This is a genomic window from Mesorhizobium sp. M8A.F.Ca.ET.181.01.1.1 (assembly GCF_004792025.1).
In the GTDB taxonomy this organism is placed as follows: Bacteria; Pseudomonadota; Alphaproteobacteria; order Rhizobiales; family Rhizobiaceae; genus Mesorhizobium.
Genome location: NZ_SRTV01000009.1, coordinates 56,766 through 71,911 on the forward strand (window position 1 = coordinate 56,766; position 15,146 = coordinate 71,911).

Genomic DNA, 15,146 nt, shown 5'->3' on the forward strand with positions numbered 1-15,146 from the left:
GCAGCGCCTTGCCTCTCGTCGCCTCCATAAAATCGTCTGGCCTACCTCCCGCCAAGCTGTTGCGCGAGCATGAAGCCCGAGGCGGCACCGGTGCCGGCGCCCGGCCATGTCGCGGCGCCGGTGAGATGCAGGTTGGCGACCGGCGTGTTCCAGCCGGCATAGCCGCGCGCCGGGCGGAACAGGAAATTCTGCGCCAGATGGTGGCTGCCGCAGACCTGGTCACCGCCGACGAGGTTCGGGTTCTCACGCTCGAGATCGATCGGCGAGAACACCGCGCGGCCAAGGATCTTTGCGCGCAGGCCGGGCGCGTAGGTCTCGATAATGTCGAGCACGCGCTCGGCATAGGCTTCCTTGACCTGGTCCCAATGTGCTGGCGCGATCTTGGCCGCGGCGTCGCCCGCGATTTCGGCGGGCAGCATGCGCACCTGTATCCACAGAACATGCTTGCCCTGCGGCGCCCGCGATGGGTCGATGGCGGTCGGCTGGCCGACGACCAGCACCGGTTCGTCCGGCAGCATGCCTGCCATCGCCTGCTGATAGGTGCGCGACATCTGGTCGAGCGAGGGGGACAGATGCACATAGGCGAACTGGCGCAACTCTGCCCCGGCGCGCCAGTCCGGCAGATCGTCCAGCGCCAGGTGGATCATCATCGTGCCCGGCGCGTGCCGGAATTTCTGCATCGCCGTGTCGAAGCCGGCGTTGCCGGAACCGCCAGGCAGCAGCTTGTCGGTCAGCGCCTTGGGCGCCACACCGGCAATGACCGCCTTGGCCGCCGTATGCGTTTCGCCGGAAGCGAGCCGCACGCCCGTCGCCTTGCCGCCGGAAACCGTGATCTCGGCGACATCGGCACGGGTAATGATCCTGCCACCGGCTGATGTCACCATGCCGGCCAGTGCCCGGATGATCGTATCGGCGCCGCCCTTGCCCAGCACCATGCCGAAACTCTGGTTGGCCATCGATTCCAGATAGGGAAACACCGCGCCGCCGGCGATGTCGGGCGCGAAGTCAAGATGCATGCCCCAGGTGGCGAGCGTCGCCCTGATATGCGGAGACTCGAAAGTCTCCTCCAGCCAGGCGCGCGGCGAGGACAACAGCAGCCGGCCGGTATCAAGCGCGCCGGAAACACCTTTCTTGCGCCACAGGTTCCATGCGGTGCCCGCAAGCGCACGGGCGCTCATCGGCGAGCCCAGCAGCTTGAACAAATGCCCGGCTTCGGCCGGGAAGGCGGCTACCAGCCTGCGCCATGTCGCGGCATCGGCGGCTGAAAAGGCGGCAACGCGGCTGGCGGTCTTTTCCAGATCGTTGCTGACCCCGAACCAGCGCCCATCCGGAAAGGCGCTGGCGAAACAATCGGCGGCCGGCGCGAATTCCAGCCCCTGCGCTTTCAATTCATTTGCATATTTCCGGTGGAAGGCGGAGCCGGCGAACAGGCTCAGATTCATGGCGCCGAAATCATGACGGAAGCCCGGAAGCGTGAATTCGCGGGTTTGCACCGCGCCGCCGATCGTTGCGCTGCGCTCGAAAACCCCGGTTTTCCAGCCCTTGAGCGCCAGATGCGCGGCGCATGCCAGACTGTTGTGGCCCGCCCCGACAAAGATGGCGTCGAACTCGCTCACGCCCCGTTCCCGTTTCCTTTATGCTTAAAGATAATTGCAGATGCATATGTTTTCGTCTAGTAGGATATTAAGGGCCGAGACGAGCCTTGATCATGTCAGACAAGAGGGAACAGAGACCATGGACACCCAAAAACTTCTCGGCGAAGTCGCCGGCCAACTCCTTTCCGGCGCCATCAAGGTGGTCGACCTGACGGCGCCGCTCGGGCCGGACACACCACTGATCAAGCTGCCGCCGGAACTTGCCGTCGATACGCCGAAGGTCGAGATCCATTCGATCTCCCGCTATGACAAGAACGGCCCATGGTGGGCGTGGAACTGGCTGAAGCTCGGTGAGCATTCCGGCACCCATTTCGACGCCCCGCAGCATTGGATCAGCGGCAAGGATTATCCGGACGGCGCCACCGACACCATTCCGGCGCAGAACTTCATCGGCCCGGTCAATGTCATCGACTGTTCGAAGGAGGCCGCCGCCGACCATGATTTCCTGCTCACCGTCGACCACATCAAGGCATGGGAAGCCAAGCATGGCGCGATCAACGCCGGCGAGTGGGTGGTGATGCGCACCGACTGGTACAAGCGCAACGGTTCGGAAGCCGAGTTCCTTAACGCCAACGAGACCGGCCCGCACACGCCCGGCCCGACGGCCGAAGCCATCCAGTTCCTGATCAGCAAGGACATCAAGGGCTGGGGCTCGGAGACGATAGGCACCGATGCCGGCAAGGCGGGCGGCATGGAGCCGCCATTCCCGGCGCACACGCTGATGCACAAGGCCAACCGCTACGGCCTGGCCAGCCTCTGCAACCTCGACCAGTTGCCGCCGAAAGGCGCGATCCTGATCGCGGCACCGCTCAAGATCGAGCACGGCACCGGCAGTCCGATCCGCGCACTGGCGCTGGTGGTTGGAAAATAGAGCGAGGTGGGTCTTCGGGAGAAGATCATGCAGCTTGGTGAGGCGATAGGGAGGCAGGATGGCGGCGTTAGCGCTCTACGGCGCCCCCCTCTGCCCTGCCGGGCATCTCCCCCACTTGGGGGGAGATCGGCAGCTTCCGCGACGGCTCCCTTCTTGCGACATAGAAAATTGGCGAAAGCCGGGATGACATCCGATCTCCCCCCTTGTGGGGGAGATGTCCGGCAGGACAGAGGGGGGCGCCGTAGGGCGCTGACCCGGCAAGCCCACCCGCTGCCCACGAGCAACCCCCAATGAAAGCGCCCGACCACATCATTGTCGGCAGCGGCATCAACGCGCTGGTTTGCGCGGCGATGCTTGGCGGCAAGGGCGCCAAGGTGCTCGTGCTGGAGCGCAACGACCGCATTGGCGGCTGCATGCGCACCGAGGAGATCACCGCGCCTGGCTTCATCCATGATGTGATGGCAACGACCTTCGTGCTGTTCATCACCTCGCCGGCCTTCGCCGCACTTGGCGCCGACCTCGCCCGGCACGGGCTGGAATTCTGCCATACCGGCACGCCGACCGGCGTGCTTCGCCCGGACGGCAGCCATGCGGTGCTCAGCACCGACCGCGCCGCCAACATCGCCGCGCTCAACGCGATCGCGGCCGGCGACGGTGACCGCCACGCGGAAGATGTCGGCGGCATCGAAGGCAATGCCGGCCTGCTGTTCGGCCTGCTCGGCGGCAGCCTGTGGTCTTATCCGACCGCGAAGCTGCTGGCGGGCGACGCCTGGCGGCGGAGCCCGCGTGGTCTTGCCGCCTTCCTTGGCGATGCGCTGGTGCCGGCGCGCGGCTGGCTGGAAAGCGGCTACCAGTCCGAGACCGTCCGCGCGCTCTGGGCGCCGTGGGTGCTGCATGCCGGGCTTGGCCCGGAAGACGCCTTTTCCGGCCAGATCGCCAAGGTGATCGCCTTCGCGCTGGAGGCGGCCGGCGCGCCGATCGTCAAGGGCGGGGCGCAGAACCTGCTGTCTGCTTTCGAGGCGCTCATCAAGGAGCGCGGCGGCGTCATCTCCACCGAAGCGGACGTTGCCTCCATCCTCCTGGCCGGCGGCCGCGCCACCGGCGTGCGCCTGGCTTCGGGCGAGACCGTCCACGCGAAGAAGAGCGTTATCTGCTCGGTTACGCCGACACAGCTCTATGGCCGCCTGCTCGGCACGGATGCTCCCAAAGCCGATGCCGAGGCGACGAAGAAATACCGCTACGGCAAAGGCAATTTCCAGATCCACTACGCCCTCGACAAGCCGCCGTCCTGGCGCGGCGAAGGCCTGGACAAGGTGGCGCTGCTGCATCTGACGCCCGGACTGGATGGTGTCTCGAAAGCCTGCAACGAGGCGGCGCGCGGCATGCTCCCCGAGGTGCCGACCATCTGTGTCGGCCAGCCGCATGCGCTCGACCCGTCACGCTGCCCGGAAGGCAAGGCGATCCTGTGGCTGCAACTGCCCGAGGCGCCCCGCCACATCAAGGGCGACGCCGCCGGCAAGCTGCAGGCGCGCGCTGACGGGCAATGGACCGATGCCCTGCGCGAGGCCTATGCCGATCGCGCCGAAGCGGTCCTCGCCAGCCATATCGACGGCTTCAAGGACAGCGTGATCGCGCGCCGCGCCTATTCTCCGGCCGATCTCGAAGCGATAAACATCAACCTGGTCGGCGGCGACCCTTATGGCGGTTCCTCGACCATAGACCAAGCCTTCCTGTGGCGGCCGTTCAAGACCAGCCGCAACCACCAGACCGGCATCAAGGGCCTCTATCATATCGGCGCTTCGACCCATCCCGGTGCTGGCCTCGGCGGCGGCTCCGGTTTCCTGCTGGCGGGGAAGCTGTGATGGAACAGAAAGTCGCCGAAAAACGCCAGCGCATTTCGACCCTCGGCCAGATCGGCCTGCAGCAATTCGCGCCCTATCTGATGAACCGCATCATGGGCCGCTACAACGCCACCTTGCGTGACGATTTTCGCAAGCAGGGCCTGACCATTTCGCAGGTGCGCACGTTGGCCGTGCTGTCGGTCACCGACGGCGTCACTGTCAACGACCTCTCGGTCTATACGGTGATCGAGCAGTCGACCTTGAGCCGCACGTTGGACACGCTGGAGGGGCAAGGGTTCGTGCGGCGTGAGCAGGGCGTGAGCGACAGCCGGATCCGCCACGTGTTCCTGACCGACGAAGGTCGCGCCGAGTTCACCCGCGCCTGGCCCGCCATGCATGACGCGTTCGAGGCGATGTTCGACGATGTCGACGATGCCGAATATGCCGCCCTCATCGCGACGCTGCAGAAGATGCTGAAGAACATTCGCAAGCACGACATCTAGATGTACGCGCCGCCGATGCCGGCGGCAATGGAAGGAGGCCAAAAATGGCCGAACGGTCTTTTGCCAAGGAAGTCGAGAAGCTCAGGCTCGGCGCCGGCGAGGAATTCGCCGGAGAGGGCATCCTCGCCATCACTAAGGCGCTGCTGCAATGCGGGGTCGGTTATGTCGGCGGCTATCAAGGCGCTCCGATCAGCCACCTGATGGATGTGCTGGCCGACGCGCAGGACATTCTGGGCGAACTCGGCGTGCACTTCGAGGCCAGCGCCTCGGAAGCCACGGCCACAGCCATGCTCGCCGCTTCGGTCCATTATCCGATCCGCGGTGCCGCGACCTTCAAATCGACCGTCGGCACCAACGTGGCTTCCGATGCGTTGGCCAATCTCGCGTCCGGCGGCGTCACCGGCGGCGCGTTGATCATCGTCGGCGAGGATTATGGCGAGGGCTCCTCGATCATGCAGGAGCGCAGCCATGCCTTCGCCATGAAGAGCCAGGTCTGGCTGCTCGACCCGCGTCCGAACCTGCCGTCGATCGTCAAGGCGGTTGAGGATGGTTTCGAGCTGTCGGAAGTCTCCAACACGCCGGTCATGCTGCAGGTGCGCATCCGCTGCTGCCACGTGCATGGCCATTTCATCGCCAAGGACAACAAGCGCCCGCCGATGACTGTCGCCGATGCGCTCGAAGCGCCGCGCCGCGACACCGGCCGCATCGTGCTGCCGCCCGCCTCCTTCCTGCACGAGAAGGAGAAGGTGGCGAAGCGCTGGCCGGCGGCGGTCGATTTCATCGCCAAGAACAGGATCAACGAGTTCTTCGGTTCGGACCACGGCTCGGTCGGCATCGTCATGCAGGGCGGCATGTACAATTCGGTCATCCGTGCGCTGCAGCGGCTTGGCCTTGCCGACACCTATGGCGACACGGATGTCCCGCTCTACGTGCTCAACGCCGTCTATCCGCTGATCGACGACGAGTTCCTCGCCTTCTGCGAGGGCAAGCAGGCGGTGCTGGTGGTCGAGGAAGGCCAGCCCAACTATATCGAACAGGCCTTTGCCGCCATGCTGCACAAGGCCGGGCGCGGCACGCGCCTGGTCGGCAAGGAACATCTGCCGATGGCCGGCGAATATACCGGCCAGGTCATGCTCGATGGTATCGGCGCCTTCCTGCGCGCCGAGGCGCCGCATCTTTTGCCGGGCGAGGTGCGCGCGCCCAACAAGGTCGGCGACGGCGTCGACACGGCTGACCTGATCAACGTCGTGCCGGGCCGCCCGCCCGGCTTCTGCATCGGCTGCCCGGAACGGCCGATCTTTGCCGCGACCAAGCTGGTCGAACAGGAACTCGGCAAGCACCACATAGCCTCTGATATCGGCTGCCATCTGTTTTCGATCATGCCGCCTTTCGAACTCGGCGCCACCACGATGGGCTATGGGCTGGGGCCAGCCTCGGCCTCGGCGTTCAATTCGCCCGACGCCAAGCGCCGCTCGATCTCCTTCGTCGGCGACGGCGGCTTCTGGCACAACGGCCTGACCTCCTCGATCGGCAACGCGGTGTTCAACAAGAATGACGGCGTCATCGTCATTGTCGACAATTTCTATTCGGCCGCCACTGGCGGGCAGGACATCCTGTCGTCGCGCGCCGGCAACAAGACCAAGTCGACCAAGCATCCGATCACCGAGGCGGTGAAAGGCATGGGCGTGAAATGGCTGCGCCATGTCGACCGCACCTACGATGTCGGCAAGATGCAGGACTCGTTGCGTGAGGCGCTGACGACGGACGAGAAGGGCCCGAAAGTCATCGTCGCTTCGTCGGAGTGCATGCTCAATCGCCAGCGCCGCGAAAAGCCGCTGGTCGACAAGGCCATCAAGGGCGGCGAGCGTGTCGTCAAACCGAAGTTCGGCGTCGACGAGGACATCTGCACCGGGGACCATGCCTGCATGCGGCTTTCCGGCTGTCCGTCGCTGTCGGTGAAATCGCTTGACGACCCGCTGCGCGACGATCCGGTGGCGTCGATCGACCAGAACTGCGTCGGCTGCGGCAATTGCGGCGAGGTGGCGGACGCCGCCGTCCTCTGTCCGTCCTTCTACCGCGCCGATGTCGTGCACAATCCGAGCCGCTGGGACCGGTTACTGGAATCCGCTCGTCGCGCGACGATCGGCTTCCTGCAGAGGCGTCGCGAAAACCGGCGCCTGATATTCGCCGATGCTTGAGCCCGTCCCCTCCTTGCACCCCAGATCCGGTGCCGCCGATGAGCCGGTGATCAAGCTCGCCGTGCTGGCCGTCGGCGGCCAGGGCGGCGGCGTGCTGGCCGACTGGATCACCGATGTCGCCGAACGCAATGGTTACGTTGCACAGTCGACTTCGGTCGCCGGCGTCGCCCAGCGCACCGGCGCGACCATCTATTATATCGAGATGGCCCGCGACACCGGCCGCCTGCCGGTCTTCGCCCTGTCACCCTCGCAGGGCGATGTCGACATCCTGATCGCCGCCGAATTGATGGAGGCCGGCCGCGCCATCATCAGGGGCTTCGTCACCCCCAACCGCACGACGCTGATCGCCTCATCGCATCGCATCGCCGCCGTCTCGGAAAAGATCGAACCGGGCGACGGCCGCGCCTCGTCGTCCAAGGTCCACGCAACGGCTGAGGCCGCGTCGAAGCGCTTCATCGCTTTCGACATGGAAAAGATCGCCGCCGACAACGGCTCGATGATCTCGGCCAGCCTGCTTGGCGCGCTGGCCGGCTCCGACGCACTGCCGTTTACGCGCGAGAGCTACGAACAGGCGATTGGTGCCGGCGGGCGGGGCGTGAAGGCCAGCCTTGCCGCCTTCGGCGCAGCCTTCGATCGCGCACGCGGCACGGCGGCAGCACCTTCGTCAAAACCGGCGGAGCCAGCCATTGTCGAATCCGCTTTGGGTGCCGGGCGTGTGAGCGGTCCGCAAAATCTGCTGCGGGGATGGCATGCCCAGCGCGCCCGCATCGACCTGATGCCCGTAGCCGTGCGCGACATGGCGCTTCGCGGCCTGAGAAAGGTCGTCGACTATCAGGACATCGCCTATGGGCGCGACTATCTCGACCGGCTGGACAACGCCGTTGCGCTGGACAGCGCCGGCCACGCTTATGCGCTGTCCATCGCCGCCGCCAAGCATCTGGCCAATGCCATGTGCTACGACGACATGATCCGCGTCGCCGATCTGAAAACGCGCTCGACCCGCGACAGGCGGGTGCGCAAGGAGGTTGGCGTCAAGGACGGTTCGGTCCTGCAGGTGACCGAATATTTCCACCCGCGCATCGAGGAGTTCTGCGGCACGCTGCCGGCGGGGCTGGGCAGCTACATCGAAAGCCGGCCGAAACTGGCCGCCTTTCTCGATCGCCGCATCAACCATGGCCGCCGCATCCGCACCGACAGCTTCGCCGGTTTTGCAGCCCTCTGGTTCATCGGCGGCCTGCGCCGCTGGCGCCGCCGCCTGCTGCGCCACAAGGTCGAGACCACGCATCTCGACCGCTGGTACGCTCTGGCGCTTGGTTACGTGCCGGCAGACTACGCGCTTGCGGTCGAAATCCTCAACTGTCGCCGGCTGATCAAGGGCTACAGCGACACGCATGTGCGCGCCCAGTCGAAATTCGACCGCGTGCTGTCGGCGCTCGATCTGCTCAAGGGGAGGGACGACGCCGCCGACTGGATCCGCCGCCTGCGCGAGGCGGCGCTCAAGGACGAGAAGGGCGACATGCTGGACGGCGCGCTGAAGACCGTGGCGACACTGAACGAAGGCGCTCCTCGCTAGCCGGGAATCAAGCGCGTCGGTGCAGCTTGTAGATTCCCATTGGACAGGGGCTGGCCGCGAACGATAGCCAGGCCCTGGCGATTGACTCGTTAACCTCTCCTCACTTTTGTGAACATCGTTCATTTTTGCCCTGGAACATCGTTCAAGTTATGCTACATTGGCGCCATGAACATTGTTCATACGGAGGCGTAGATGTCGGAACCGCTTGACACGGGCGCGCACAGGCCAGCTTCACCAGCGCCGGAACGAACCAGCGACCACCGGCGATTTCCGACCCAGTAAAGAACCTTAACCAGCTCACGGCTATCACAACGATCGGAACAGCGCATGAACCCGCGGGGATCACCGGAGCATCGCCGCGTGGTTCCGCCAAATGGGACAACGCCATGAACACGCATCTCATGCTTTCGCGGCGCTTCGCGCCGCTCTTCTGGACGCAGTTCCTGTCCGCTTTCAACGACAATTTCCTCAAGAACACGCTGGTGTTCCTGATCCTCTTCACACTGGCTGCCGATCAGGCCGCCTCGCTGGTCACGCTGGCCGGCGCCGTGTTCATGGCGCCGTTCCTGTTCCTGTCGGCGCTGGGCGGCGAGATCGCCGACCGCTTCGACAAGGCGCTCATTGCCCGCCGGCTGAAATTCGCCGAGATCGGCGCCGCTGCCGTCGCGGTCGTCGGCATCGCGCTGTCCTCCATTCCTGTGCTGATGACCGCGCTGTTGATGTTCGGCGTCATCTCGGCACTGTTTGGGCCGATCAAATACGGCATCCTGCCCGATCATCTCGAGCGCAAGGAATTGCCCCGCGCCAACGCCTGGATCGAGTCGGCGACCTTCGCCGCCATCCTTGGCGGCACGATCGTGGGCGGTGTCGTCTCCGCTGACGGCATCGGTGTCGCCGTTTTCGGCCCGATGATGATGATCCTTGCGGTCGGCTGCTGGTTCGTCAGCCGCTCCATCCCCTCGACCGGCTCAGCCGCGCCGAACCTTGTCATCGACTGGAACATCTTCCGCTCGACATGGCGCCAGGTCAGCGAATTGCGCACCGACACGCGCATCTGGCGCGCCGGATTGATGACCTCGTGGTTCTGGCTGATCGGCGCCATCGTGCTTTCGATCCTGCCCACGCTGATCGAGGACCAGCTCGGCGGCAACGAGATCGCGGTCACCGCCTATCTCGCGGTGTTCGCCGTCTCCATTGCCATCGGCTCGGCGATCGCCGCCTGGATGTCGCAGGGCCGCATGGTGCTGCTTCCCGCGCCGGTCGGCACCGCGCTTCTGGCGCTGTTCGGCTTGCACCTTGCCTGGACGATCTGGAGCATGCAGCCTTCGCCCAAGGCTGAAACCCTTGGCCTCTTCTTCGCCGGGCCGAACACCATCCGCGTTGCCATCGACCTTGCCGGCATGGCCATTTCCAGTGCCTTCCTGGTCGTGCCGACCTTCGCTGCCGTGCAGGCCTGGTCGCCCGAGGCGCGCCGCGCCCGCGTCGTCGCCGCTGTCAGCATCGTCAACGCCGGCTTCATGACGCTGGGCGGCATCCTCGTCGCCGCCGTCCAGGCCGCTGGCGTCTCTATTGCCAGCGTGTTGTTCGGGCTTGCCGCCTTCAATGCGGTGGCCGCCTGGCTGATGCTGAAATATCTGCCGACCAACGCCTTCCGCGACTTCGTCTCCATCCTCTTTCGCGCCTTCCATCGGCTGGAAGTGGAGGGCCTGGAAAACCTCAAGGCCGCGGGTCCGGCGCCTATTCTGGCGCTCAACCATGTCAGCTTTCTCGACGGTCCGCTGGCGCTGACGCTGACCGATGAAGAGCCGGTCTTCGCCATCGACTACACCATCGCGCAGGCCTGGTGGATGAAGCCGTTCCTCAAACTGACCCGCGCCTTGCCGCTCAATCCGGCCAAGCCGATGTCGACGCGCACGCTGATCAAGATCGTGCAGAATGGCGATCCGCTGGTCATCTTTCCCGAGGGCCGCATCACCGTCACCGGCGGGCTGATGAAGGTCTATGACGGCGCCGCCATGGTGGCCGACAAGACCGGCTCGATGGTCGTGCCGATCCGTATCGAGGGGCTGGAGAAAAGCCCCTTCTCGCGGCTGACGGCGCAGCACGTGCGCCGTCGCCTGTTCCCGAAGGTCAAGGTGACCATACTGCCGCCGGTCAGGCTCAAGGTCGCCGACGAACTGAAGGGCCGCAAGCGCAGAGCCGCCGCCGGTGCCGCACTCTACCAGGTGATGTCCGACCTCGTCTTCCGCACCCAGCATATCGACAAGACCGTGCTCGAAAGGGTCATCGAAACGGCGACCGAGCGCGGCATGAAGCAACTCGCCGTGCAGGATCCGGTCGCCGGTTCGCTGGGCTATGGCAAGCTGCTCACGGGTGTCGCCGTGCTCGGCGAGAAGTTCGAAGCGCTCTATGCCGGACAGGACACGCTCGGCATCATGCTGCCCAATGCCAATGGCGCTTGTGCCGCGCTGCTTGGCGTCATGTCCGCCGGCAAGGTCCCGGCGATGATCAACTTCACCGCCGGTGCCGCCAACATCCTGTCCGCCTGCAAGGCGGCGCGGGTCACCACAATTTTGACCTCTCGGGCCTTTGTCGAGCAGGCCAAGCTCGGCGCGACGGTCGAGGAAGTCGGCCGGTCGGTGAACATCGTCTGGCTCGACGATCTGCGCGCAACCATCAGCCTCAAGGACAAGCTGCTTGGCATGCTGCGCAAGGCCACGCCACGGGTTGCCCGCAATGCCACCGATCCGGCCGTGATCCTGTTCACCTCTGGCTCCGAAGGCACGCCCAAGGGCGTGGTGCTTACCCATCGCAACATCCTGGCCAATGCCGCGCAGGCCGCCTCGCGCATCGATTTCCACTCGGGCGACAAGGTGTTCAACGTGCTGCCGATCTTCCATTCCTTCGGGTTGACGGCGGGCACGGTGCTGCCGCTGGTGTCGGGCGTTCCGGTCTATTTCTACCCTTCGCCGCTGCACTACCGCATCGTTCCCGAACTGGTCTATGCCTCGAACGCGACGATCATCTTCGGCACCGACACCTTCCTCAGCGGCTATGCGCGCACCGCACACCCCTATGATTTCCGCTCGGTGCGCTACTGCTTTTCCGGCGCCGAGCCGGTCAAGGCCTCGACCCGCGAAACCTATATGGAGAAGTTCGGCCTGCGCATTCTCGAAGGCTACGGCGTCACCGAGACGGCGCCGGTGATTTCCATCAACACGCCGATGTACAACAGATCGGGCACGGTGGGAAAAATCATGCCCGGCATGGAATACCGCCTGGATCCGGTGATCGGCGTCCAGGGCGGCGGGCGGCTGTTCGTGCGCGGCCCCAACGTCATGGCGGGCTATCTCAGGGCGGAAAAGCCTGGTGTGCTCGAACCGCTGCAGGACGGTTGGCATGACACCGGCGATATCGTCAGCATTGACGATGCCGGCTTCGTCAGCATTCGCGGCCGCGCCAAGCGCTTCGCCAAGATTGGCGGCGAGATGATTTCGCTGGCTGCCGTGGAAGCGTTGGCGGGCGAGCTGTGGAAAGGTTCGCTCTCGGCGGTCGCGACGGTGCCTGATCCGCGCAAGGGCGAAAAGCTGGTGCTCATCACCGAAGCCGAAAACGCGACGCGCGCCGAATTTCTGGCCTTCGCCAAGGCGAACGGCGCCATGGACCTGATGGTGCCGGCCGAAGTGCGCGTCGTGGCGCACGTGCCGGTGCTTGGCTCGGGCAAGATCGACTTCGTCGGCGTGACCAGGCTGGTGCGCGGCGAGGCCTCTGAGGCCGCCAAGGTCGAGGCCGCCTGATAGCTGCGTGGGTCGTTCGCCAGCCTGTCGCGGTCATCGGGCCGGGCCCCGAGCCCGAAGCGGTTGAAGGCGATCAGGGCGGGATTCGGCAGGGCGGGACCTGGCGCCATGGGCCTTTTGGTCGCGAGGGCCATGTCAGCGCTCCATGATTGGATCTCACGCGAGGCGCGCGACGCCCGATTGGGCTGTTCCCCGGCTCAAACCGGGGACAGGCGACCGGGCGGGCGGGTGCCGCCCGGCCCTCCCGCACGCTTACCAGCGATGCCAGCGGTGCCAGTGGCGGTTCGGATGCCAGCCGTAATAGGCCGGGCCGTGCCAATAGCGGTAGCGCGGATACACCACGACACGGTTGGGAACGCAGCGCCCCCAGGGATTGGGATGCCAGCCGGGTCCGCAACCCCAGGCCACATGCTCGATCAGCGCCGGCGCGGCCGGTTGCGCCACCATCGGCATGGCGGCGGAGGTCGCGACGGTTGCCGCGGTTCCGGTCAAGGCGAGGACGGCTGCTGCCGCATACTGTGTCAGACGGTTCATGACGTTACTCCGAATGTTGTCCGAGAATGAAAACCTGTTCGTACCGATGGGGCCGGCAGGTCTGCCCTTCTCCCGGTTAAACGGCCCTGCGGGCGCTTTCCGTCGGCCGTCACGGTGATTTTTTTGGCTCCGCCTTCGGCTGCGGCCCGGCGCGCCTGGCCAGCCCGTCCGCCAGCACGGCGCGCGCCTCGGCGGAGCCTGCAGCCGCGAACTCGGTGATGCGCTGCTCCAGCCGCGTGCGCAGGGTGATGTCGGCATTGCGGGCCCGTTCAAGGGCCGCCGACAGCGCCGCCGTGTCGAGGACGGGCTGCCGCAACAGATCCGCCGCCTCGCGCCTGGCCTGCTGGCCGTCGAGGATGATGTCGCGCGACTCGCGGCGAACCTCGCGCAATGCCTTGCGGAACAGCATGCGCTGCTGGTCGGGAAGACGGCCGCCGGCCGCCTCCAGCGAATAGCCCTGGCCCTGCTTGCCGCTTCTTACCCAGACGGCCCCGCCGGCAAGCGCCCCGGCCAGGAAGACATTCAGTGCCACCGACGCGATGATGAGCTTACGGCCCGTGCTCATAGGTCCTCCCCGACTGTTTCGCCGTCGGGCCCGGCATCGCCGAACGCCGTCGCATTGGCATCGAGCACATAATGGTCGGACGGAACCTCTGGAGTAACGATGGTCACCAGGGCCAACCCGGCCACCGCGCCCGCCAGGCCAATGCCGGCAAGGCCCAAACCCAGCCACCAGACCAGTTGGCGCCGGCGCTTGACAAGGTGCCGCTCGGCGGTGCGCAGGATGCTGCCGTGCAGCGCCGCGCCGGGCGCCTTGACGGCATAGCTGTCGAGCAAGGCGTCGAGTTTCCCGGCGTGGCCCAATATGACCGCGCCCATCTCGCTCGCGGCGAACATCGCTCCGGCCCTGCGATCGGCCTGCGGCCACCGCCGCAGATCGCCGCCATAGGCCGCCGCCAGAGCCGCAAAGCGCTCGGCATCCATTGCGGGTTCGTTCCTCGACCCATCAGACATCAGTCCATCCTTTGCCGATTGGCGCCGCGTGTCCGGGCGGTTGGATTCCCGGGACCTGGCCACCGGACGCTCGCGAGGTACGGTGAATTCTTCGCATCATGATCGCGCCTTTCTCAGTCATGGGCACCATCCCTGGCCAGGATCGTATGCAGCGCCCGCCGGCCGCGCGACAGCAGGCTCTCCAAGGCATCGACACTGATCTCCAGGGTCGCGGCCGCCTCTATGTTGGACATCTCCTGATAGTAGACCAGGATGATCGCCTCGCGCTGGCGTGGTGCGATTGCCTGCAAGGCCTGCTCGACCCGATGCGGCTCTTCGCGGGCATCGGGAAGCGGGGCGGGATCGACAATGTCCGGCACCGCGTCGGTCACCCATTCGCGGCGCCGGCGCAGCCGGTCGTAGCAGAGGTTGAGCGTGACGCGGTGGATCCAGCTGTCGAAGCGTGCATTGCCGCGCCGCCAGCCCGATGCATGACGCCAGATGCGCATGAAGGTTTCCTGCGCGACATCCTCGGCCTCCGCCGCGTCGCCCAGCATGCGCACGGCCAGCGAAAGGATGCGCGGCAGCTTGCGCGCGACCAGCAACCGCACCGCCTCCGGCTCGCCGGTACCGACGCGGCGAACCAACTCCTCGTCCGGGTCGGCGCTCATCGGCTGGCGCACTCCCGATGTCCATCACGCGTCATAGCCTCTTGGTCATTGCTCCGGCTTGGGAGCGGATTTGTGGCCCGGCCTCTCGTCGGCCGTTAGAATGCCGTCGCCATTCTTGTCCAGCCTGGCGAAGCGCTTGGCGAACAACGCATCGAGCTCGGCCCGGTCGATGAAGCCGTCATGATTGGAATCGATGCGCGCGAAGGATTTGGCGGGATCGCCCTTGACGTTGCGTTTGGCCCGGAAGGCCTCCCACTCCAAGAGGCTGATCTTGCCGTCGCCGTCCGTGTCGGCGGCCATGATCGCCTTCTCCCGCCGCTTCTGGAACTTGGCCAGCGTGATGTCGGACTTGGCGGTGCGGGATGGGGCAGTAGGGGATGTGGCCGCGGGGGATGTGGCCGCGGGTGGCGTGGCGGCCGGTGGTTCTGTCGCTGTCTGGGCCAGAGCCGCGGTGGTCAGCAGGCTCAAGGCAGCGGCAAGGATCGAACGGCGTATCATGCTTCACGTCTC

General features: G+C 65.7%; 12 protein-coding genes. 6 read left to right on the forward strand and 6 right to left on the reverse strand.

Features of this window, described 5'->3' with window-relative positions:
* Positions 1 to 41: 41 nt before the first annotated feature.
* The gene (locus EN824_RS27010) at positions 42 to 1,616 is read right to left on the reverse strand and encodes an NAD(P)/FAD-dependent oxidoreductase (protein WP_135932891.1); all 1,575 of its coding nucleotides are present in this window, start codon (positions 1,614 to 1,616) and stop codon (positions 42 to 44) included.
* A gap of 118 nt (positions 1,617 to 1,734) precedes the next feature.
* Between EN824_RS27010 and EN824_RS27015 the strand changes: the two genes are divergently transcribed.
* From EN824_RS27015 to EN824_RS27045, 6 genes are all read left to right on the forward strand, one after another.
* Positions 1,735 to 2,526 carry a cyclase family protein gene (locus EN824_RS27015; protein ID WP_127275955.1) on the forward strand — a complete coding sequence of 264 codons (792 nt, stop codon included), beginning with the start codon at positions 1,735 to 1,737 and terminating at the stop codon, positions 2,524 to 2,526.
* Between the two features lie 290 nt (positions 2,527 to 2,816).
* Positions 2,817 to 4,388: an NAD(P)/FAD-dependent oxidoreductase gene (locus tag EN824_RS27025; RefSeq protein WP_135930291.1), complete on the forward strand. Its 1,572-nt coding sequence runs from the start codon at positions 2,817 to 2,819 to the stop codon at positions 4,386 to 4,388.
* Positions 4,388 to 4,870, forward strand: coding sequence for a MarR family transcriptional regulator (locus tag EN824_RS27030; protein WP_127275953.1), 483 nt, complete (start codon positions 4,388 to 4,390; stop codon positions 4,868 to 4,870). The genes EN824_RS27025 and EN824_RS27030 overlap by 1 nt, the downstream gene beginning before the upstream one ends.
* Before the next feature lie 44 nt (positions 4,871 to 4,914).
* The gene (locus EN824_RS27035) at positions 4,915 to 7,068 is read left to right on the forward strand and encodes an indolepyruvate ferredoxin oxidoreductase subunit alpha (RefSeq protein WP_135932892.1); all 2,154 of its coding nucleotides are present in this window, start codon (positions 4,915 to 4,917) and stop codon (positions 7,066 to 7,068) included.
* Positions 7,061 to 8,641, forward strand: coding sequence for an indolepyruvate oxidoreductase subunit beta family protein (locus EN824_RS27040; protein WP_135930293.1), 1,581 nt, complete (start codon positions 7,061 to 7,063; stop codon positions 8,639 to 8,641). Before EN824_RS27035 ends, EN824_RS27040 begins: the two co-directional genes overlap by 8 nt.
* Positions 8,642 to 9,027: 386 nt before the next feature.
* Entirely contained in the window at positions 9,028 to 12,438 is a 3,411-nt protein-coding gene (locus tag EN824_RS27045) for an acyl-[ACP]--phospholipid O-acyltransferase (protein ID WP_135930294.1), read from the forward strand.
* A gap of 252 nt (positions 12,439 to 12,690) precedes the next feature.
* On the opposite strand, the gene EN824_RS27050 is transcribed toward EN824_RS27045, so the two are convergent.
* The 5 genes from EN824_RS27050 to EN824_RS27070 all read right to left on the reverse strand — a co-directional run bounded on the left by EN824_RS27050 (position 12,691) and on the right by EN824_RS27070 (position 15,134).
* Positions 12,691 to 12,972 (reverse strand): hypothetical protein, encoded by a 282-nt coding sequence (locus EN824_RS27050; protein ID WP_135930295.1) that lies wholly within the window; start codon positions 12,970 to 12,972, stop codon positions 12,691 to 12,693.
* A gap of 109 nt (positions 12,973 to 13,081) precedes the next feature.
* A complete protein-coding gene (locus EN824_RS27055; protein WP_127275153.1) occupies positions 13,082 to 13,537 on the reverse strand; it encodes a periplasmic heavy metal sensor in 456 nt (151 codons plus the stop codon).
* Positions 13,534 to 13,986: a hypothetical protein gene (locus EN824_RS27060; RefSeq protein ID WP_127275154.1), complete on the reverse strand. Its 453-nt coding sequence runs from the start codon at positions 13,984 to 13,986 to the stop codon at positions 13,534 to 13,536. The genes EN824_RS27055 and EN824_RS27060 overlap by 4 nt, the downstream gene beginning before the upstream one ends.
* A gap of 113 nt (positions 13,987 to 14,099) precedes the next feature.
* On the reverse strand, positions 14,100 to 14,636 hold the full coding sequence (locus EN824_RS27065; protein ID WP_127275155.1) for an RNA polymerase sigma factor: 537 nt from the start codon (positions 14,634 to 14,636) through the stop codon (positions 14,100 to 14,102).
* A 45-nt stretch (positions 14,637 to 14,681) separates the two neighbouring features.
* Positions 14,682 to 15,134, reverse strand: a complete 453-nt coding sequence (locus EN824_RS27070; protein WP_127275156.1) for an acid-shock protein — start codon at positions 15,132 to 15,134, stop codon at positions 14,682 to 14,684.
* Positions 15,135 to 15,146: the final 12 nt, after the last annotated feature.